General features: G+C 61.7%; 18 protein-coding genes. 10 read left to right on the top strand and 8 right to left on the bottom strand.

The window, feature by feature from the left end; all coding sequences use genetic code 11:
* Position 1: 1 nt before the first annotated feature.
* The 3 genes from rimM to ffh all read right to left on the bottom strand — a co-directional run bounded on the left by rimM (position 2) and on the right by ffh (position 2,433).
* Entirely contained in the window at positions 2–538 is a 537-nt protein-coding gene (rimM, locus tag HU724_RS05990) for a ribosome maturation factor RimM (RefSeq protein ID WP_016771538.1), read from the bottom strand.
* A 5-nt stretch (positions 539–543) separates the two neighbouring features.
* Complete coding sequence (rpsP, locus tag HU724_RS05985) at positions 544–795, bottom strand: 30S ribosomal protein S16 (protein WP_003185073.1); 252 nt, start codon at positions 793–795, stop codon at positions 544–546.
* Positions 796–1,056: 261 nt separating this feature from the next.
* Complete coding sequence (gene ffh / locus HU724_RS05980) at positions 1,057–2,433, bottom strand: signal recognition particle protein (protein ID WP_186569433.1); 1,377 nt, start codon at positions 2,431–2,433, stop codon at positions 1,057–1,059.
* Positions 2,434–2,643: 210 nt separating this feature from the next.
* On the opposite strand from ffh, the gene HU724_RS05975 reads away from it, so the two are divergent.
* From HU724_RS05975 to HU724_RS05965, 3 genes are all read left to right on the top strand, one after another.
* Positions 2,644–3,456 (top strand): cytochrome C assembly family protein, encoded by an 813-nt coding sequence (locus HU724_RS05975; RefSeq protein ID WP_016771539.1) that lies wholly within the window; start codon positions 2,644–2,646, stop codon positions 3,454–3,456.
* A gap of 12 nt (positions 3,457–3,468) precedes the next feature.
* Entirely contained in the window at positions 3,469–4,710 is a 1,242-nt protein-coding gene (locus HU724_RS05970; protein ID WP_186569432.1) for a CNNM domain-containing protein, read from the top strand.
* Between the two features lie 302 nt (positions 4,711–5,012).
* A complete protein-coding gene (locus HU724_RS05965; RefSeq protein WP_186569431.1) occupies positions 5,013–6,329 on the top strand; it encodes an MFS transporter in 1,317 nt (438 codons plus the stop codon).
* A gap of 98 nt (positions 6,330–6,427) precedes the next feature.
* On the opposite strand, the gene purT is transcribed toward HU724_RS05965, so the two are convergent.
* The 5 genes from purT to HU724_RS05940 all read right to left on the bottom strand — a co-directional run bounded on the left by purT (position 6,428) and on the right by HU724_RS05940 (position 9,707).
* Complete coding sequence (gene purT, locus HU724_RS05960) at positions 6,428–7,609, bottom strand: formate-dependent phosphoribosylglycinamide formyltransferase (protein WP_186569430.1); 1,182 nt, start codon at positions 7,607–7,609, stop codon at positions 6,428–6,430.
* A gap of 100 nt (positions 7,610–7,709) precedes the next feature.
* Complete coding sequence (locus HU724_RS05955) at positions 7,710–8,177, bottom strand: VUT family protein (RefSeq protein WP_016771544.1); 468 nt, start codon at positions 8,175–8,177, stop codon at positions 7,710–7,712.
* 154 nt (positions 8,178–8,331) lie between these two features.
* Positions 8,332–8,547, bottom strand: coding sequence for a DUF1289 domain-containing protein (locus HU724_RS05950; RefSeq protein WP_186569429.1), 216 nt, complete (start codon positions 8,545–8,547; stop codon positions 8,332–8,334).
* Positions 8,544–9,068 carry a gamma carbonic anhydrase family protein gene (locus HU724_RS05945; protein ID WP_071174483.1) on the bottom strand — a complete coding sequence of 175 codons (525 nt, stop codon included), beginning with the start codon at positions 9,066–9,068 and terminating at the stop codon, positions 8,544–8,546. The genes HU724_RS05950 and HU724_RS05945 overlap by 4 nt, the downstream gene beginning before the upstream one ends.
* A gap of 39 nt (positions 9,069–9,107) precedes the next feature.
* Complete coding sequence (locus HU724_RS05940; RefSeq protein WP_016771547.1) at positions 9,108–9,707, bottom strand: CoA pyrophosphatase; 600 nt, start codon at positions 9,705–9,707, stop codon at positions 9,108–9,110.
* Positions 9,708–9,854: 147 nt separating this feature from the next.
* On the opposite strand from HU724_RS05940, the gene HU724_RS05935 reads away from it, so the two are divergent.
* The 7 genes from HU724_RS05935 (at position 9,855) to nagE (ending at position 18,432) form a co-directional block, all read left to right on the top strand.
* On the top strand, positions 9,855–10,406 hold the full coding sequence (locus tag HU724_RS05935; RefSeq protein WP_186569428.1) for an NUDIX hydrolase: 552 nt from the start codon (positions 9,855–9,857) through the stop codon (positions 10,404–10,406).
* Between the two features lie 76 nt (positions 10,407–10,482).
* Entirely contained in the window at positions 10,483–10,998 is a 516-nt protein-coding gene (locus HU724_RS05930) for a L,D-transpeptidase family protein (RefSeq protein WP_024011712.1), read from the top strand.
* A gap of 281 nt (positions 10,999–11,279) precedes the next feature.
* Positions 11,280–12,011: a GntR family transcriptional regulator gene (locus HU724_RS05925; RefSeq protein ID WP_122508289.1), complete on the top strand. Its 732-nt coding sequence runs from the start codon at positions 11,280–11,282 to the stop codon at positions 12,009–12,011.
* A gap of 24 nt (positions 12,012–12,035) precedes the next feature.
* Entirely contained in the window at positions 12,036–13,142 is a 1,107-nt protein-coding gene (gene nagA, locus HU724_RS05920) for an N-acetylglucosamine-6-phosphate deacetylase (RefSeq protein WP_130888429.1), read from the top strand.
* Positions 13,123–14,145, top strand: coding sequence for an SIS domain-containing protein (locus HU724_RS05915; protein WP_125927636.1), 1,023 nt, complete (start codon positions 13,123–13,125; stop codon positions 14,143–14,145). The genes nagA and HU724_RS05915 overlap by 20 nt, the downstream gene beginning before the upstream one ends.
* Before the next feature lie 34 nt (positions 14,146–14,179).
* The gene (gene ptsP / locus HU724_RS05910; protein ID WP_186569427.1) at positions 14,180–16,693 is read left to right on the top strand and encodes a phosphoenolpyruvate--protein phosphotransferase; all 2,514 of its coding nucleotides are present in this window, start codon (positions 14,180–14,182) and stop codon (positions 16,691–16,693) included.
* A 23-nt stretch (positions 16,694–16,716) separates the two neighbouring features.
* Positions 16,717–18,432 carry an N-acetylglucosamine-specific PTS transporter subunit IIBC gene (nagE, locus tag HU724_RS05905; protein WP_186569426.1) on the top strand — a complete coding sequence of 572 codons (1,716 nt, stop codon included), beginning with the start codon at positions 16,717–16,719 and terminating at the stop codon, positions 18,430–18,432.
* Positions 18,433–18,583: the final 151 nt, after the last annotated feature.

The raw sequence follows: 18,583 nt of genomic DNA, 5'->3' as shown, positions 1-18,583 counted from the left end.
TTCAGAAGTCCGCGTCCCAATCCACCTTCATCTCGCCCGCTTCCAGGTCGACGGCCAACACGCATTGCTCCGTATAGGGCAACAGGCGTTCGCGATCATCCAGGCTGCCAGCGCAAGGCTTGACGACCATTACATCATTGGCGCCGGTTTCCAGAAGATGATCGATTTTCCCGAGCAGTTGCCCAAGGGTGTCGATGACCTTCAGACCTTCCAGCTGGTACCAGTAGTACTCGCCTTCGGTCAATTCAGCGAACAGGTTGCGCGGCACGCAGATCTCATAACCGGCCAGAAGACGAGCTTCTTCACGATCATCGAGACCCTTGAGCTTGGCGACCAGGAACTTGTCGCTCCCGCGTCCACTGACCAGCTCGACCTGTTTGACATTGCCTTCGCGCTTGAGCGTCCAGGTTTTGTACTGCAACAGGTTTTCAGTCGGATCAGTAAAGGAATAAACCTTCACTTCGCCGCGAACGCCATGAACAGAATAAATTTTGCCAATAACGATCAAATCATCGGCAGGGGCTGGCGTCGCGTTCATATTGCTCAGGCCGCAGCCTTGGCAGATTCCTTCAACAACTGAGCAACGCGCTCAGAAGGTTGTGCACCAACGCTCAGCCAGTAGGCAACGCGCTCTTGGTTCACGGACAGACGGATTTCCTGACCACGGGCAACAGGGTTGAAGAAACCAACCTGTTCTTTGTGGGAGCCGTCACGCGGGTTACGCGAGTCGGTTACGGTCAGGTGGTAAAACGGGCGCTTTTTGGAGCCGCCAAGGGCAAGACGGATTGTTAGCATGTGAACATCGTTCCTGTAGTCGGTGCTGCAAATCTAAATGCACAGCGGGCATGGGTGCCCGAAAGGCCGCATATTCTAAGGAATATCCGGACTTTTGCAAATGACTTTTTCCGGCGCCCATGGCATGCCGTGCAGATTTGCATAGAGAGCCGTCGATAAAAACGGCCAGTCAGCTCCCGCCGAGTGCGGGTTTGCTGTTGATCCTGCGTCCTTGCAGGGTCTGCGCCGGTGCGACGACCGGCGAAGTCTTGGTGTCCTGTCTCACATTTTCGGCATGCCGCCGCCGGGCAACATACCGCCCATGCCGCGCATCATTTTTGCCATACCGCCCTTGGCGGTGAACTTCTTCATCATCTTCTGCATCTGCTTGTGCTGCTTGATCAAGCGGCCGATGTCCTGCACTTGCGTGCCGGAACCCATGGCGATCCGGCGCTTGCGCGAACCGCTGATCAGCTCAGGGTCGCGGCGCTCGGCCGGGGTCATGGAATTGATGATGGCTTCCATCTGCTTGAACTGCTTCTCTGCGGCGTTCTGGGCATTGCCCATCTGCGACAGGTTGACGCCGCCGATGCTCGGCAGCTTGTCCATGAGCCCGCCGAGGCCGCCCATGTTCTTCATCTGTTGCAGCTGATCGCGGAAGTCTTCGAGGTCGAAGCCCTTGCCCTTTTTCAGCTTCTTGGCCAGTTTGTCGGCCTTGTCCTTGTCCAGCGTCGCTTCGGCCTGTTCGATCAGGCTGAGCACGTCGCCCATGCCGAGGATCCGCGAGGCGATACGCTCAGGGTGGAACGGATCGAGCGCTTCGCTCTTCTCGCCCATACCGATGAACTTGATCGGCTTGCCGGTGATGGCGCGCACCGACAGCGCGGCACCGCCACGGGCGTCGCCGTCGACCTTGGTCAGAATCACACCGGTCAGCGGCAGCGCATCGCCGAAGGCCTTGGCCGTGTTGGCGGCGTCCTGACCGGTCATGGCGTCGACCACGAACAGGGTTTCGACCGGGTTGATCGCAGCGTGCAGCACCTTGATCTCGCCCATCATCTCTTCGTCGATGTGCAGACGACCGGCGGTGTCGACGATGACCACGTCGATGAATTTCAGTTTTGCTTCTTTAATAGCCGCGTTGGCGATGTCGACCGGCTTCTGGCTCAGGTCGGACGGGAAGAACGTCACGCCGATGTCGTTGGCCAGGGTTTCCAGCTGTTTGATCGCCGCCGGACGATAGATGTCCGCCGAAACAACCATGACCGACTTCTTCTTGCGCTCTTTGAGGAAGCGCGCCAGTTTGCCGGCGGTGGTGGTTTTACCCGCGCCCTGCAAACCGGCCATCAGAATCACGGCTGGCGGAACGGCGCTCAGGTTGAGGTCTTCGTTGGCCGCGCCCATCAGGCTTTCGAGTTCGGCCTGGACGATCTTCACGAACGCCTGGCCCGGCGTCAGGCTGCGCGACACCTCGGTGCCAACAGCGCGCTCCTTGACCGAATTGACGAAGTCCTTGACCACCGGCAATGCGACGTCAGCTTCGAGCAACGCCATGCGCACTTCACGCAGGGTGTCTTTGATATTGTCCTCGGTCAGCTTCGCCTTGCCGGTGACATGGCGCAGCGTCTGCGAGAGACGGTCGGTTAAGTTTTCAAACATTGCGCGATCCTTTCAGGCCCTGTACGAACCGGGATAATGGCGGCCCAGACCGGAATCAACATGTGCTCGGCGAGCCTGCGGCGTGGGCAGGTCGCGGATTATAGCGAAGACTGCGGCCGGCGGACACCTCGCCGTCAGCTTGCGGAGTCTTTCGTGCCGTGGCGGTTCTATGCCAAACTCAGCGCCTTTCGGGCTCGCCTAACAGGATTTATGCTCCCCTTGTCACCCAGTTTGCTGACCACCCTCGCCGCCGCCCTGCTCTATGCCGCTGCGACCGTCTATCAAAGCACCCGCCTGGCCACCGGCGCCAAGGCGAACAAGCGCCTGCTGGTCAGCCTCGGCGTCTTCGCCGTGCTCGCCCACGGCGCCAGTCTGCTTACACATCTATTGACCCCGATCGGTCTTGGCCTGGACTTCTTCAGTGCGTCCAGTCTGATCGCTGCTGCGGTAATCGCCCTGACCCTGCTCGCCTGTTCACGGATCCCGGTGGAAAACCTGCTGGTGCTGCTGTTCCCGCTGGGCGCGATCACGGTATTGCTGGCGCAGTTCGCGCCGACCGGCACGGTGCAGATCATCGATGAAGAGCCGGGCATCCTCGCGCACATTCTATTGTCGATCCTCGCCTACGGCATGTTCACCATCGCCGTGTTCCAGGCGTTGCTGCTGCTGGTTCAGGACCATCAGCTCAAGCACAAGCACCCGTCCGGGCTGATCAAGAACTTCCCGCCTCTGCAAACCATGGAAAGTCTGCTGTTCGGCTTTCTCTGGGCCGGCTGGACGCTGCTGTCGCTGTCGCTGATTTCCGGCTGGCTGTTCGTCGAGAACCTGTTCGCCCAGCATCTGGTGCACAAGACCCTGCTGGCCTGCTTGGCATGGATCGTCTTCAGCGTGCTGTTGTGGGGCCGCAACCGTCTGGGCTGGCGCGGCCACAAGGCGATTCGCTGGACCCTCGCCGGTTTCTGCCTGCTGATGCTGGCGTACTTCGGCAGCAAACTGGTTCGTGAATACATTCTGCACATCTGACGGGCGGCATAAATGGACGGTTTGCCCATAGGGCCGATGCTCGCGGTATTTGTCCTGCTGATTTTATGGTCAGGGCTGTTTACCGCCGTCGAAATTGCGCAGCAGCACCTGCTTGCGCAACGTATCGCCTCGCGCGCCAGCGATAAACCGCTGGCGAAGCTGAGCTTCCCGCTCGACAGCCTGATCCTCTGCAACACCCTGTGCCGCGCTCTCGCGGTGATCATCGCGACGCTGCTGGCGATTTTCCTCTGCGAAGAAAACGGCCCGTGGGCGGCCTGCCTGGGCGCCGGCGCCATCCTGTTGGTGTTCGCCGATTATTTCCCGCGCACCGTGGCCCGGCGCTATCCGGACGCCGTGCTGGCGTTCGGCGATGCCCTGCTGACCGTGCCGATGAAAATCGTCTACCCGTTCGCGTGGCTGTTCAGCCGGGTCAGCGCTTTGCTGATGACGCCGTTCACGCGCAAGGCGCAGGTGGTGCAACAGAGCGAGGACGAGGTGCCGGCCGATCACGATGAGGATCATGACCATCCGGTCCGCAGCCATCCGGTATCGGGCATTCATGCGCTGGACAACATCACGGTCAATGACATTCTCGTGCCGCGCAGTGACGTCGACGGCATCAACCTCGACGATTCGATCGAAGAGATCATCGAGCAACTGCGCGAGAACAAGCGCACGCGTCTGCCGGTGTTTCACAGTGACATCAATCAGGTCGAAGCGGTGCTCAACACCCGCCAGATCGGCCATTTGCTCAGCAACGGTGGATTGACCCGCGAGGCACTGCTGGCCGCCAGCTACGAGCCCTACTTCGTCCCGGAAAGCACGCCGCTGCAACTGCAACTGCTGAACTTCCACAAGCAGCAACGCCGCCTCGGCATGGTCGTCGATGAATACGGCGAAGTGCTGGGCATCGTCACCCTTGAAGACATTCTCGAAGAGATCGTCGGCGAATTCGAAAGCGAGCACAGCCTCGACAATCCGCACATTCATCCCCAGGTCGACGGGCGTATGGTGATCGATGGCGCCGCATCGATCCGCGACCTGAACAAGTGCCTGGGCTGGCACCTGCCGAGCGACGGGCCGAAGACGCTCAACGGCCTGGTCACCGAAGCGCTGGAAACCATTCCGGAAAGCGCGGTGTGCCTGAAGATCGGGCGTTATCGACTGGAAATCCTCGAGACCGAAGAGAACCGGGTGAGCAAGGTGCTGATCTGGCATACATCTTCTGCTCCTGCTTTGGTGCCCGCCAGATAAAAGATCAAAAGATCGCAGCCTTCGGCAGCTCCTACAGATGAACTCGTTCCAAATGTAGGAGCTGCCGAAGGCTGCGATCTTTTGCGCTTGTTTGATCGTTAGCCCCCTTCCTATAATCGAGGCGCTTACCCAAGCGCCGTCGATCCCTGTGCCTACCCGGCACTGCCCGGATCCTGACTGTTTCCGCTGCAAACCGACGACTGTTCCTACTCGAAACAGCGCTCGCGCCCTACCCCATATCCCTGGGTGTTCGACCATAATAATTCGCTCCACTGGAGCTCATGACTGTCAGGGATCACCGCATGACGACCCATACCGCTTACAGCGAAACCGCGCCTGCCCAGCCGACCAATTCCGCCACCCGCGTGGCCACGGCAAGCTTCATCGGCACCGCCATCGAGTTCTACGACTTCTACGTTTACGCCACTGCTGCGGCACTGGTGATCGGGCCGGTGTTCTTTCCGCAGACCTCCGGCACGGCGCAGATGCTTTCCGCTTTTCTCACTTTCGGCATCGCCTTCCTCGCCCGACCACTGGGTTCGGCACTGTTTGGCCACTTCGGCGACCGTATCGGTCGTAAATCGACGCTGGTCGCCTCGCTGCTGTTGATGGGCGTGTGCACCACCTTGATTGGCGTGTTGCCGGGCTACGACAGCATTGGTGCCTGGGCGCCGATTCTGCTGTGCGTGCTGCGTTTCGGTCAGGGCCTGGGCCTAGGCGGCGAATGGGGTGGTGCGGCGCTGCTGGCCACGGAAAACGCGCCGAAGGGCAAACGCGCGTGGTTCGGCATGTTCCCGCAGCTCGGGCCATCGATTGGTTTTCTTGCGGCCAACGGCCTGTTCCTGACCTTGGCGATGACGCTGGATGACGAACAGTTTCGCAGTTGGGGCTGGCGCATTCCGTTTCTGCTCAGTGCGGCGCTGGTGATGGTCGGCCTGTATGTGCGCCTGAAATTGCATGAAACGCCAGTGTTCGCCAATGCGATTGCCCGTCAGGAGCGAGTGAAAGTGCCGCTGGTCGAGTTGTTCAGCCAATACTGGGCGCCGACCCTGCTCGGGGCGGCGGCGATGGTGGTCTGCTATGCGCTGTTCTATATCTCGACGGTGTTTTCCCTGAGCTACGGCGTATCGACGCTGGGTTACAGCCGCGAGACTTTCCTTGGCCTGCTGTGCTTTGCCGTGTTGTTCATGGCCGCCGCGACGCCTTTGTCGGCCTGGGCCAGCGACCGTTACGGGCGCAAACCGGTGCTGATCATCGGTGGCGTGCTGGCGATTCTGTCCGGTTTTCTGATGGAGCCGTTGCTGACGCAGGGCACGACCTGGGGCGTGGCGCTGTTTCTGTGCATCGAGCTGTTTTTGATGGGCGTGACATTCGCACCGATGGGCACGCTGTTGCCTGAGCTGTTTCCGACCCACGTGCGTTATACCGGCGCTTCGGCGGCGTACAACCTGGGAGGGATCGTCGGAGCATCGGCGGCGCCGTTCTTTGCGCAGAAACTGGTGGCGATGGGTGGGTTGAGCTATGTCGGCGGGTATGTGTCGGCGGCGGCGGTGTTGAGTCTGATTGCGGTGCTCTGTTTGAAAGAGACGCGCAACAACGATCTGAATCAGGTTGCCTGACAGAAGATCAAGAGTTTCGCGAGCAGGCTCGCTCCCACAGGGAAATGCATTCCAAATGTGGGAGCGAGCCTGCTCGCGAATGTATGCCGCAACTCGGTTTACAGCTCGACAACAACCGCCTGCGACGCACGGGTCGCCTTGGCACGCGCGGCCTCGATCGATTCATCCCGCGCCAGCGCCACGCCCATGCGGCGCTGGCCATTCACTTCTGGCTTGCCGAACAAGCGCAGCGCCGTGTCCGGCTCGCTCAACGCAGCGCCCAGGTTGGCAAATGCGGTCTGGGTCGACTGGCCTTCCACCAGAATCACTGCCGACGCCGATGGGCCGAACTGACGGATCAGCGGCACCGGCAGGCCGAGAATCGCGCGGGCATGCAGGGCGAACTGCGACAGGTCCTGAGAGATCAGCGTCACCAGCCCGGTGTCATGCGGACGTGGCGAAACTTCGCTGAACCACACCTGATCATCTTTGATGAACAGCTCGACGCCGAACAGACCACGGCCACCCAGTGCTTCAGTGACTGCTTTGGCAACGCGCTCGGATTCAGCCAGAGCAATCGGGCTCATGGCCTGCGGCTGCCAGGATTCCTGATAGTCGCCCTTCTCCTGACGGTGACCGACCGGTGCGCAGAACGTGGTGCCGCCAATGTGGCGCACGGTCAGCAGGGTGATTTCGTAGTCAAAGTCGATGAAGCCTTCGATGATCACCCGACCTTTGCCGGCGCGACCGCCCTCTTGCGCGTAATCCCAGGCTTTCTGTACGTCATCGGCGCTGCGCAGCAGGCTCTGCCCCTTGCCCGACGAACTCATCACCGGCTTGACCACGCAAGGGAAACCCAGGTCCTGAACGGCTTTGCTGTAGTCCTCGAAGGTGTCGGCGAAGTGGTACGGCGAGGTCGGCAGGTCCAGCTCTTCGGCAGCCAGACGACGGATGCCTTCGCGGTTCATGGTCAGCTGCGCCGCACGCGCGGTCGGAATCACGGTGAAGCCTTCAGCTTCCAGCTCGACCAGCGTGGCGGTAGCGATGGCTTCGATTTCCGGCACGATGAAGTGCGGCTTCTCGGCTTCGATCACTGCACGCAGAGCAGCACCGTCGAGCATGTTGATCACGTGGCTGCGATGGGCGACTTGCATGGCCGGCGCGTTGGCGTAGCGGTCGACGGCAATCACTTCAACGCCCAGGCGCTGCAGTTCGATTACCACTTCCTTGCCCAACTCACCACAGCCACACAGCAATACGCGGGTCGCGGTTGGCGACAATGGAGTTCCGATACGGGTCATCTCAGGTCCTCAAAGGAAGCGGATCATCGAGGAAAGCCACGCGAGTGCGCTTTCCATGGGGAGAAAGCGCGGCATTTTACATGAACCCGAGGGTTTGGCTTCAGCTGGCGACAGCCTGTTTGCGATCACGCCAGGCCATGATCAGCCAGACCGCGGTAACGCCGGCAAACTTGGAGGCCAGCGCAGTGATGATCACCGGCGGCGTCAAGGCGTCGATCATGCCGAAAAAGATGAAGGTATCCAGCGGAATGCTCAGCGCCGAACTGATCCACAGTCGATCACGCAACGGCCGCTTGGTGATGCTGAACACCAGCCAGTCGATGCACTCGGAGACCGCGAACGCCGTGGCGCTGGCCAGCGCGATGGAAGGGTCGGACGTGATGTAGGAAAGCACCAGCGCCGCCAGCATCGCCACGATCGCGCCATGACCGAAGCGCGTTTGCACCATGTCGCGCAGCACGAACACCAGCCCGCCCCAGGCCGACCAGATGATGTCCAGGTGCGGAGCGGTGGAAAAGGCGAAGTTGATCAGCACGACGCTGCTGATGTAGGCGATGAGAAAGATCATGGGGGCGGCCTGTAAATGTGGCGCACAGGTTACTTGAGCGCTGGTATTGCGCCAATAGGTGCTGTGACAGGCCCGACGTCTTCGCGAGCAGGCTCGCTCCCACAGTGGAACGCATTTTCAACGTGGGAGCGAGCCTGCTCGCGAAAGCGGTGGTTCAGGCGCCTGACTTCGCGGGAATCATCCAGACCAATCCACTCGCCTTCGCCCGTTCATGACACAACCCCAGCACCACGCGGCGCTCGTCATTGTTCATGCGGCCCCAGCGGGTGATCTCTGCGACCGTGCGCTGGCACCCGGTACAAACGTCATCTTCATCCAGCGCGCAGATATTCACGCAAGGCGAGGCGACTGGTCGTTCAACAGTCGTCATTGTTCCTGCTCGACCAGATCGCGGGCGTAACGCTGCGAGTTATGCACATAGTGCGCGGCGCTGGCTTCGAGCATCTTCTTTTGCGCCTCGGTCAGTTCACGTACGACTTTGCCCGGCGAGCCCATCACCAGCGAACCGTCGGGAATTTCCTTGCCTTCGCCGATCAGCGAATTGGCGCCGATGATGCAGTTCCTGCCGATCTTCGCGCCGTTGAGGATCACCGCGTTGATGCCGATCAGGCTGTAATCGCCGACCGTGCAGCCATGCAGCATCGCGTTGTGGCCGATGGTCACGCCGGTACCGATGGTCAGTGGATAGCCCATGTCGGTGTGCATCACCGTGCCGTCCTGCACGTTGCTGTTCTTGCCGATGAGGATCAGTTCGTTGTCGCCGCGCAATACGGCGTTGAACCAGACGTTGGCGCCCTCTTCCAGGCGAACCTTGCCCACCAGCACGGCATTGGGCGCGACCCAGCTCTGTGGATGGGTTTCGACACGGGCGTCGCCCAGGCGGTATTTCATCTTGTTTTCCTCGGGGCTCACGGCCGTTCGAACGACGGCTCAGGTATCGATAAAGCTTTTCGGCGGTCGGTGCAGGCTGATTTTGGCGTCATAGAGCAGGTTGATCAACTCGACGATCATGATCGCCGTCAGGCCCCAGATCTTGTACTCGCCGAAGCGATAGCTCGGCACATACCAACTGCGGCCCTGATAGTCGATGCGATGGGTGTGCTCACGCGGGTCCTTGCGGAAGAACTCCAGTGGGACGCTGAAGACGGCGGCGATCTCGGCATCATTGGGCTGGTATTCGACAAAGTCAGGAATCACGCCGACATACGGCGTTACCTTGATGCCGTGCAGGGAGATCAGCGGACTCAGCGGGCCGATGACTTCGACCAGACCCGGTGGCAGGCCGATCTCTTCTTCGGCTTCGCGCAGCGCGGTGAATATGAGGTCCGGATCTTCCGGGTCGCGGCGCCCTCCGGGGAAAGCGACCTCGCCGCCGTGGGTCGAAAGCCCGCTGGCGCGCAGGGTCAGGACCAGTTCCGGTTCGTCACTGCGGGTGATCGGCACCAGCACGGCGGCCTCGGGGAAACGTGCGTCGGTCTCCAACGTGCGCGGTGTGTGGTTGCTTACCCTATGCAGTAGCTCGTCCAGCATGAGTGTTCTCGATCGGTGCCTTGCTCCGCATCATGCACCAATCAAAGCGAGCGCCCAAGCCCCCGAAACCCGTCGTGTCGCGAAACGACAACTTGCCGACCGGCCCCGCTGCACGCCAAGATAGGCGCAGCATTCAGGAACCCGAGCATGAAATTTTGCAGCCACTGCGGTAACCCGGTCACCCAGCGCATTCCCGAAGGCGACTCGCGGCTGCGATTTGTCTGCGACAGCTGTCAGACCATTCACTACCAGAACCCCAATATCGTCGCCGGCTGCGTGCCGACCTGGGGGAAGAAAGTGCTGCTCTGCCGCCGCGCCATCGAGCCGCGTCTCGGTTATTGGACGCTACCTGCCGGTTTCATGGAAAACGGCGAGACCATCGAGCAGGCCGCCATCCGCGAAACCGCCGAAGAAGCCTGCGCCCGGGTGCGCAACCTGAGCATCTACACGCTGATCGACGTGCCGCACATCAGCCAGGTGCATGTGTTCTTCCGCGCCGAACTGGCCGATCTGCAGTATGCGGCCGGGCCGGAAAGCCTTGAAGTGCAGCTGTTCGAAGAAGCCGACATTCCCTGGGACGAGCTGGCTTTCCGCACGGTCGGGCGCACGCTGGAATGTTTCTTTGCCGATCGGCGCAGCGAGGTTTACCCGGTGCGTTCGGAGTCGATTCCGCCACTGGTGCAGCCGGCGATCACTTGAGCTTCGCGGCACCCTGCCGATAACCACACCTGCATCTATCACTATGTGTCTGCGTCATTCTTGGGGAATCGTTTCAATGCGTTGGTTGCTTGCCCTGTTGTGCCTGTCGTTCGTCAGCGTTTCGCAAGCGTCATTCGTGACCACCGTGACGCCCTCGAACACTCCACTGATCGAAAAAGTCCTGGTACTCAAATCGGCCCACCAACTGCAGTTGATTGCCGACGGCAAGCCGCTGAAGACCTATCGCATCTCCTTGGGCAAGGGTGCGAAGAAAGGCCCGAAACTGATCGAGGGCGACAAACGCACACCCGAAGGTTTCTATTGGATCGACTGGCGCAAGACCAGCGACAAATTCAACCTGTCGATGCACATCTCCTACCCGAACATCAGCGATGCCGCCCGTGCTCGCCGTGAAGGTGTCGAGCCCGGCGGGATGATCATGATCCACGGCACTCCGGATTCGGCAGACAATCCGGAGCAGTTGTTCCATACCCTCGACTGGACCGACGGCTGCATCGCCATGCGCAACGTCGACATGCGTGAAGTGTGGAATCTGGTACCGGACGGCACGATGATCGAGATTCGTCCGTAACCTCGACCGCTGGTCACCGCAAAAAAATAAATCAAAAGATCGCAGCCTGCGACAGCGCCTACAGGGGTGATACCACTCTCAACTGTAGAAGCTGTCGCAGGCTGCGATCTTTTGCTTTTTATGGGCCACCACTAATACCACTTTAAACAGTGACCCCTGACAACCGCCAATCCATTGGGTTAGACGCCATTTCATCGCGTTGACATGGTATTCAAGTGGTATTAGCTTCCGTCGCACAAGCGAGCCACAACAATCCTATACTCGCGACGGAAACGACCTACATGAACGACCTCCAGCCCCTACGTCCCGATGACTCCCAGCCGACGCCGCTGTACTTGCAACTGGCGCGCAATCTGGAAGCGGCGATTCATGCCGGGCAGTGGAAGGCCGAACAGGCGATGCCGTCCGAGCGCAACCTCAGCGACCAGCTCGGCATCTCCCGGGTCACCGCACGCAAGGCTTTGGAAGTCTTGCTCGAGCAAGGCCTGATCCGCCGCCTGCAAGGCTCGGGCACGTTCATCACCCCACGCCTGGAACAACCGCTGTCGCGTCTGTCCGGCTTCAGCGAAATGCTGCGCCTGAAAGGTTTCGTGCCGAGCTCGAAATGGCTGGAGCGGGAGATCACCCTGCCAACCCACGAAGAACTGATCCGCCTCGGCCTGTCGCCGAATGACAAGGTGGCGCGCATGAAGCGCCTGCGCAAAGCCGATGACACGGTCATGGCGATCGAGATGAGCACCCTGCCCGCGTCGATCATGCCCAGGCCGCAAGCGGTGGGCGATTCGCTTTACGAATACCTCGACGGCATCGGCAAACCGATCGTCCGCGCCCTTCAGCACATCCAGGCAATCAACGCCTCGGACGAATTCGCCGCACTGGTCGGCATCGCCCCCGGCACCGCCATGCTGCTGATGACCCGGGTCGGCTATCTGGAAGACAACACGCCGATCGAAGTCACCGACACCTATTGCCGCAACGACTACTACGACTTTGTTGCAGAGCTGCGCCGCTGAGCGCAACCCCAAGCGAGAACGAAAATGTCCGAAGACAACATCCTCACCGCCAGCGGCTGGGTTCGCGGCCGGCTGATTCACGAACACGGCAAGATCGTGTCGATCGAAGGCGTGCCCTGCGATCCGGCGGCTAACGATCTACCCTATCTGCTGCCGGGTTTCATCGACCTGCATGTGCACGGCGGCGGTGGCAAAGACATTATGGAAGGCGCCGAAGCCTTCGAAACCATCAGCAAAACCCACGTGCGCTTTGGCACCACCTCGCTGTTGGCCACGACCATGACCGCGCCGAGTGCGGAGATTTCCAGCGTCTTGAAAGAGGTAGGAGAATTCTGCAAACAGCGTCCGAAAGGCGCCGCGCGAGTGCTTGGCGTACACCTTGAAGGCCCTTACATCAACCCGGGAAAACTCGGCGCTCAACCGAACTTCGCCCACACCGCGTTGATGGCAGAAGTCGAAGAATATCTGGCGCTGGCACCGATCCGCGTCATCACCATTGCCCCGGAAATCGCCGGTCACGATGCATTGATTCGCGAGCTGAGCAGCCGTGGCATCCGCATGCAGATCGGCCACACCCTCGGCAGCTACGAGGAAGGCGTCGCCGCGCTGGCTGCCGGTGCCAGCAGTTTCACCCACCTCTACAACGCCATGAGCCCGCTGCATCACCGCGAGCCGGGCATCGTCGGCGCAGCACTGGCCCACGCCAAATACGCCGAGCTGATTCCCGATCTGCTGCACGTACACCCCGGCGCCATTCGCGTAGCCCTGCGTTCGATCCCGTGCCTGTATTGCGTCACCGATTCGACCGCCGCCGCCGGCATGCCCGACGGTGAATACAAGCTTGGCAGCCACACCGTGACCAAATGCCTGGGCGGCGTGCGTCTGCCCGACGGCACGCTGGCCGGCAGCACCCTGACCATGGATCAGGCCCTGCGCAATCTGGTCAAGATCGGTTTGCCGATCGCCGAAGCCTCGCAGCGTCTGTCGCAATTTCCCGCCGACTACCTCGGCATCACCGAACGCGGGCGCCTTGCCCCCGGCGCCTGGGCCGACTGCGTGCGGCTCGATCGTTCACTCACACTGACCGCCGTCATGGTCGAAGGAGAAGACATTGACTTCAAAAATGCTTGAAGAGGCGCTGTCCTCGTTCGAGGCCGTGCAAGCCCAACTGCAACAGCTCGACGCGCCGATGATCGAGATCGCCGGGCGCCTGCGCCGGCAGCCGCCGCAAGTGGCGATGACCGTCGCCCGTGGCAGCTCCGACCACGCGGCGAGCTACTTCGCCTACCTGACCATGCAGCAACTGGGCGTGCCGGTGGCCTCGTTGCCGATGTCGGTGGTGACCATGCAGCAGGCGCCACTGAAAGTCAGCGGTCAGGTCGCCTTTGCGTTTTCGCAGTCGGGGCAGAGCCCGGATCTGGTCAACAGCCTGCGCCTGTTGCGCAAGCGTGGCGCGCTAAGTGTGTCGATGGTCAATGCCGCCGACTCGCCACTGGAGGCAGCGTGTGAATTCAGCCTGCCGCTGCTTGCCGGGACGGAAAGCAGCGTCGCTGCGACCAAAAGCTTTATCGCCACCCTCAGCGCCAGCGCGCGTTTGATCGCGCACTGGAAAGAGGACCGCGAACTGCTGCAAGCCCACGATGCGCTGCCAGAAGGCCTGCGCGAAGCGGCGAAACAGAACTGGAGCGTGGCCATCGAAGCCCTGCGCGATTGCGAGCGCCTGATGGTGATCGGCCGTGGCGCCGGTTTCGCGATTGCCCAGGAAGCGGCGCTGAAGTTCAAGGAAACCTCGGCGATTCAGGCCGAAGCGTTCAGCAGTGCCGAAGTCCGTCACGGCCCGATGGCACTGATCGACGAACACTATCCGCTGCTGGTTTTCGCCCCACGCGGCGCCGAGCAGGCCGGCCTGCTGAGTCTGGCAGCGGAAATGCGCCAGCGCGGCGCCCGGGTCTTGCTCGCCGCGCCGGATGACGTCAGCGAACGCGACCTGACCCTGACTCGCGCCGAACACCCGGCCCTCGATCCGATTCTGGCGATCCAGAGCTTTTACGTGATGGCCGCAGGCCTGGCCGTGGCGCGGGGCATGGACCCGGATCAGCCGCGCCATTTGAGCAAAGTGACCCGCACGCATTAAGTCCGACTGACTGCACACCTGATGAGACCCAGCCATGCCCGACAACAATAAAGAGCTGACCCTCAGCGCCCCGCTCAGCGGCCCGGTGCTGACGCTCGCCAACGTCCCGGACGCGGTGTTCGCCAGTGGCGCGATGGGCGACGGCATCGCCATCGACCCGCTCAACGACACGCTGTATTCGCCCTGCGCCGGCGTGGTCATCCACGTTGCGCGCAGCAGCCACGCGGTGACCGTGCGCGCCGACAACGGTGCGGAAATCCTCCTGCACTTGGGCCTCGACACCGTTGAGCTGAACGGTGAAGGTTTCGCCATGCTGGTCAAGGAAAGCGATCGCGTCAGCCTCGGTCAGCCGCTGCTGCGCTATGACCTGGACAAGGTCGGTCAGCACTGCAAAAGCCTGGTCAGCCTGTTGATCCTGACCAACAGCGCGGATTTTCAGGTGCGGCCGATCACCCTCAAAGCGGTGAAAGTCGGCGAGCCGTTGCTGCACATCATCGCGCGCAATGTGGTGGCGGCGAATACCGATACAAGCGGCGGGCCAGAGGTTCGTGGCCAAGTTCGGGTCGCTCATCGCGGCGGCTTGCATGCGCGCCCCGCTGCGCTGATCCGCCAGACCGCCCAGGGGTTCAGCAGCCACTCACAGCTGCACTTCAACGGCAAAGCGGCGCCGTGCAACAGTCTGATCGGTTTGATGGGGTTGGCGATTGGTGAGCAGGATGAGGTGCAGGTCAGTTGTCAGGGGCCGGACGCCGATGCCGCATTGCAAGCTCTGCTCAGCGCATTGGCCACGGCGCTGCCGGACGATCACCACGCGCAAGCGCCGACCACCACAGCCGCGCTGAAACGCCCGGCCGAGGCTGGCGTGTTGCACGGTGTTTGCGCGGCGCCGGGGCTGGTCGCCGGGCCGTTGTTTCGCTTGAACGCGATCACCTTGCCGGCGGATGCGGGCCATCACGATCAAGTGCAACAGCAGCCGATTCTTGAAACGGCCTTGAACGCGGTGCGCAGCGAAATCGCCGCCACCCTCGCCCAGGCGAAAAAGCACCAGAACGCCGACGAAGAAGCGATCTTCGCTGCACACATGGCGCTGCTCGAAGACCCGGCCCTGCTCGACGCCGCGCAGCAATTCATCGCGCAAGGCACCGCTGCGACGCACGCCTGGAGTCAGTCGATCGACACGCAGTGCGACATGCTCCAAGGCACCGGCAGTCCGCTGCTGGCCGAACGCGCCAACGATTTGCGTGATCTAAAACAACGCGTCCTGCGCGCCCTGCTTGGCGAGGCCTGGCAATACCAGGTTCCGGCCGGCGCCATCGTTGCCGCCCACGAACTGACGCCATCGGATCTGCTGCAACTCAGCGCGCAAGGTGTCGCCGGGTTGTGCATGGCCGAAGGCGGCGCGACCTCCCACGTAGCGATTCTGGCGCGCGGCAAAGGTCTGCCGTGCATCGTCGCTTTGGGCGCGCAATTGCTTGATCAATCACAAAATCAGGCCGTTGTGCTCGACGCTGACGGCGGTCGTCTCGAATTGACGCCAAACGCCGAGCGCCTGGCCGAAGTGCAACAGGCGCAGATCGAGCGTCAGCAGCGTCGCGACAGCCAACAGGCCAAAGCCCATTTGCCCGCTGAAACGCGCAATGGCGTGCACATCGAAGTGGCTGCCAATGTCGCCTCGAGCAACGAAGCGACAGACGCTTTTGCCAACGGTGCCGATGGCGTCGGCCTGTTGCGCACCGAGTTTCTTTTCGTCGATCGCCAGACTGCACCGGACGTCGAAGAACAGCGCAGCGCCTATCAAGCGGTGATCGATGCCATGGGCGACAAGCCAGTGATCATCCGCACCATCGACGTCGGCGGCGACAAGCAACTCGAGTACCTGCCGCTGCCCGCCGAGGCCAACCCGGTGCTCGGTCTGCGCGGCATTCGGCTGGCCCAGGCGCGCCCGGAAATTCTCGATCAGCAACTGCGCGCGCTGCTGCAGGTCAAGCCGTTGTCGCGTTGCCGGATTCTGTTGCCGATGGTCACCGAGGTCGACGAACTGCTGCACATCCGCCAGCGCGTCGATGCACTGCGGCTTGAAATGGGCATTGCCGAGCGCCCGGAAATCGGCGTGATGATCGAAGTCCCCGCCGCCGCGCTGCAAGCCGAACAACTGGCCGAACACGCCGACTTTCTCTCGATCGGCACCAACGATCTGTCGCAATACACCCTGGCCATGGACCGCGACCACGCCGGGCTGGCGGCACGGGTCGATGCCCTGCACCCCGCGTTGCTGCGTCTGATCGCCATGACCTGCGAAGGCGCGGCGGTGCACAAACGCTGGGTCGGTGTCTGCGGCGCCCTCGCCTCCGACCCGCTGGCCACGCCGGTGCTGGTGGGTCTGGGCGTCACCGAGCTGTCGGTGAGCCCGGTGCAGATCGGTGAAATCAAGGACCGCGTACGTCAGTTGCATGAAGCCGAATGTCAGCGCCTGAGCCGCGACCTGCTCAAGCTGTCCAGCGCCGCCGCCGTTCGCCACGCCTGTCATCAACATTGGCCTCTGCGCTAACAAAAACAAAAAGGACAAACGCCATGTACCAACTCTTCATCGAAGGCCTGCAACGCCTGGGCCGCGCGCTGATGCTGCCGATCGCGATCCTGCCGATTGCCGGCCTGCTGCTGCGCCTGGGCGACACGGACCTGTTGAACATCGCGATCATTCACGATGCCGGCCAAGTGATCTTCGCCAACCTGGCGATGATCTTTGCCATCGGCATCGCCGTCGGTTTCGCCAAAGACAACAACGGCACCGCCGGCCTCGCCGGAGTGATCGGTTATCTGGTGATGATTTCCACGCTCAAGGTGCTCGACTCGACGATCAACATGGGCATGCTCGCCGGGATCGTCAGCGGCCTGATGGCCGGCGCGCTGTACAACCGCTTCAAGGACATCAAGCTGCCGGAGTATCTGGCGTTCTTCGGTGGCCGGCGTTTTGTGCCGATCGTCACCGGGTTCGCGGCGGTGGGTCTGGGCGTGCTGTTCGGCTACATCTGGCCGCCGATCCAGCAGGGCATCAACGCGTTCGGCGCGCTGATGATGGAAAGCGGCAGCCTCGGCGCGTTCGTCTTCGGCGTGTTCAACCGCCTGCTGATCGTCACCGGCCTGCACCACATCCTCAACAACATGGCGTGGTTCGTCTTCGGCAATTTCACCGACCCGACCACCGGCGCGCTGGTGACGGGCGATCTGTCGCGGTATTTTGCCGGCGATCCGAAGGGCGGCCAGTTCATGACCGGCATGTTCCCGATGATGATCTTCGGCCTGCCCGCCGCCTGCCTGGCGATGTACCGCAACGCCCTGCCGGAGCGGCGCAAGGTGATGGGCGGGATCTTCCTGTCGATGGCGCTGACCTCGTTTCTGACAGGTGTGACCGAGCCGATCGAATTTGCCTTCATGTTTCTCGCGCCGCTGCTGTTCCTCCTGCACGCGCTGCTGACCGGGCTGTCGATGGCGATCACCAACGGCTTGAATATTCATCTGGGCTTCACCTTTTCCGGTGGCTTCATCGACATGATTCTCGGCTGGGGCAAGTCGACCAATGGCTGGCTGGTGGTGCCGGTCGGGCTGGCTTATGCGGTCATCTATTACCTGGTCTTCGACTTCTGTATCCGCCGCTTCAATCTGAAGACGCCGGGGCGCGAAGACGTCGCCAGCGCCGAAAAAGCCGTGCTCTCGGAAACCGAACGCGCCAGTGCGTATATCAAAGCCTTGGGCGGCGCCGAGAATCTGCTCACCGTCGGTGCGTGCACGACCCGACTGCGCCTGGAGATGGTCGACCGCAACAAGGCCTCGGACGCCGAGCTGAAAGCGCTGGGCGCAATGGCCGTGGTGCGTCCGGGCAAGGGCGGCAGTTTGCAAGTCGTGGTCGGGCCGCTTGCTGATAGCATCGCCGATGAAATTCGCTTGGCGATGCCGGCGCTGGGCCGTGCGGTTCTGGCTGAAACCGTTGTTGCTACCGATGAGCCCAAGACAGTTGCGCTTACAAGCAGTGAAGCGCAGCAATGGCTGAATGCGCTGGGCGGCAGTGACAATGTGCTGCAGCTCGACTGCATCGCCATGACCCGCATTCGCCTGCAACTGGCCGATGGCAAGGCATTGTCCGAGGCGCAGTTGAAGGAGCTCGGGTGCCAGGGTGTCAGCCAGCTGGATGGCGGGGTCTGGCATTTGCTGGTCGGGGAAAAGGCCGCGAGTTTGAGTGGGGCGCTGGAGGGGTTGGTCAGTCGCCGGGAGGTCAGCGCGCAGGCTTGAATCTGTCGTGGTTTGGCGGGCCGCTTCGCGAGCTGGCTCGCTCCCACTTTTGGAGCAGATCAACAGCCCCTCACCCAAGCCCTCTCCCGGAGGGAGAGGGGACCGACCGAGTTGGTTGGATGAGGTATGCCGACGTGCGATACCGAGCTGA

Source organism: Pseudomonas iranensis (assembly GCF_014268585.2).
Classification (GTDB): domain Bacteria; phylum Pseudomonadota; class Gammaproteobacteria; order Pseudomonadales; family Pseudomonadaceae; genus Aquipseudomonas; species Aquipseudomonas iranensis.
The sequence above is the reverse complement of the archived record's forward strand: the minus strand, read 5'-3'. Positions and strand labels throughout refer to the sequence as shown.

What these genes read in the sequence shown, in the direction of transcription:
- rimM (WP_016771538.1), bottom strand. Translation starts at nt 538, where the DNA reads ATGAACGCGACGCCAGCCCCTGCCGATGATTTGATCGTTATTGGCAAA.
- HU724_RS05940 (WP_016771547.1), bottom strand. Translation starts at nt 9,707, where the DNA reads ATGCTGGACGAGCTACTGCATAGGGTAAGCAACCACACACCGCGCACG.
- HU724_RS05965 (WP_186569431.1), top strand. Translation starts at nt 5,013, where the DNA reads ATGACGACCCATACCGCTTACAGCGAAACCGCGCCTGCCCAGCCGACC.
- HU724_RS05935 (WP_186569428.1), top strand. Translation starts at nt 9,855, where the DNA reads ATGAAATTTTGCAGCCACTGCGGTAACCCGGTCACCCAGCGCATTCCC.
- HU724_RS05930 (WP_024011712.1), top strand. Translation starts at nt 10,483, where the DNA reads ATGCGTTGGTTGCTTGCCCTGTTGTGCCTGTCGTTCGTCAGCGTTTCG.
- HU724_RS05925 (WP_122508289.1), top strand. Translation starts at nt 11,280, where the DNA reads ATGAACGACCTCCAGCCCCTACGTCCCGATGACTCCCAGCCGACGCCG.
- HU724_RS05970 (WP_186569432.1), top strand. Translation starts at nt 3,469, where the DNA reads ATGGACGGTTTGCCCATAGGGCCGATGCTCGCGGTATTTGTCCTGCTG.
- HU724_RS05955 (WP_016771544.1), bottom strand. Translation starts at nt 8,177, where the DNA reads ATGATCTTTCTCATCGCCTACATCAGCAGCGTCGTGCTGATCAACTTC.
- purT (WP_186569430.1), bottom strand. Translation starts at nt 7,609, where the DNA reads ATGACCCGTATCGGAACTCCATTGTCGCCAACCGCGACCCGCGTATTG.
- HU724_RS05950 (WP_186569429.1), bottom strand. Translation starts at nt 8,547, where the DNA reads ATGACGACTGTTGAACGACCAGTCGCCTCGCCTTGCGTGAATATCTGC.
- ffh (WP_186569433.1), bottom strand. Translation starts at nt 2,433, where the DNA reads ATGTTTGAAAACTTAACCGACCGTCTCTCGCAGACGCTGCGCCATGTC.
- ptsP (WP_186569427.1), top strand. Translation starts at nt 14,180, where the DNA reads ATGCCCGACAACAATAAAGAGCTGACCCTCAGCGCCCCGCTCAGCGGC.
- nagE (WP_186569426.1), top strand. Translation starts at nt 16,717, where the DNA reads ATGTACCAACTCTTCATCGAAGGCCTGCAACGCCTGGGCCGCGCGCTG.
- nagA (WP_130888429.1), top strand. Translation starts at nt 12,036, where the DNA reads ATGTCCGAAGACAACATCCTCACCGCCAGCGGCTGGGTTCGCGGCCGG.
- HU724_RS05945 (WP_071174483.1), bottom strand. Translation starts at nt 9,068, where the DNA reads ATGAAATACCGCCTGGGCGACGCCCGTGTCGAAACCCATCCACAGAGC.
- HU724_RS05975 (WP_016771539.1), top strand. Translation starts at nt 2,644, where the DNA reads ATGCTCCCCTTGTCACCCAGTTTGCTGACCACCCTCGCCGCCGCCCTG.
- rpsP (WP_003185073.1), bottom strand. Translation starts at nt 795, where the DNA reads ATGCTAACAATCCGTCTTGCCCTTGGCGGCTCCAAAAAGCGCCCGTTT.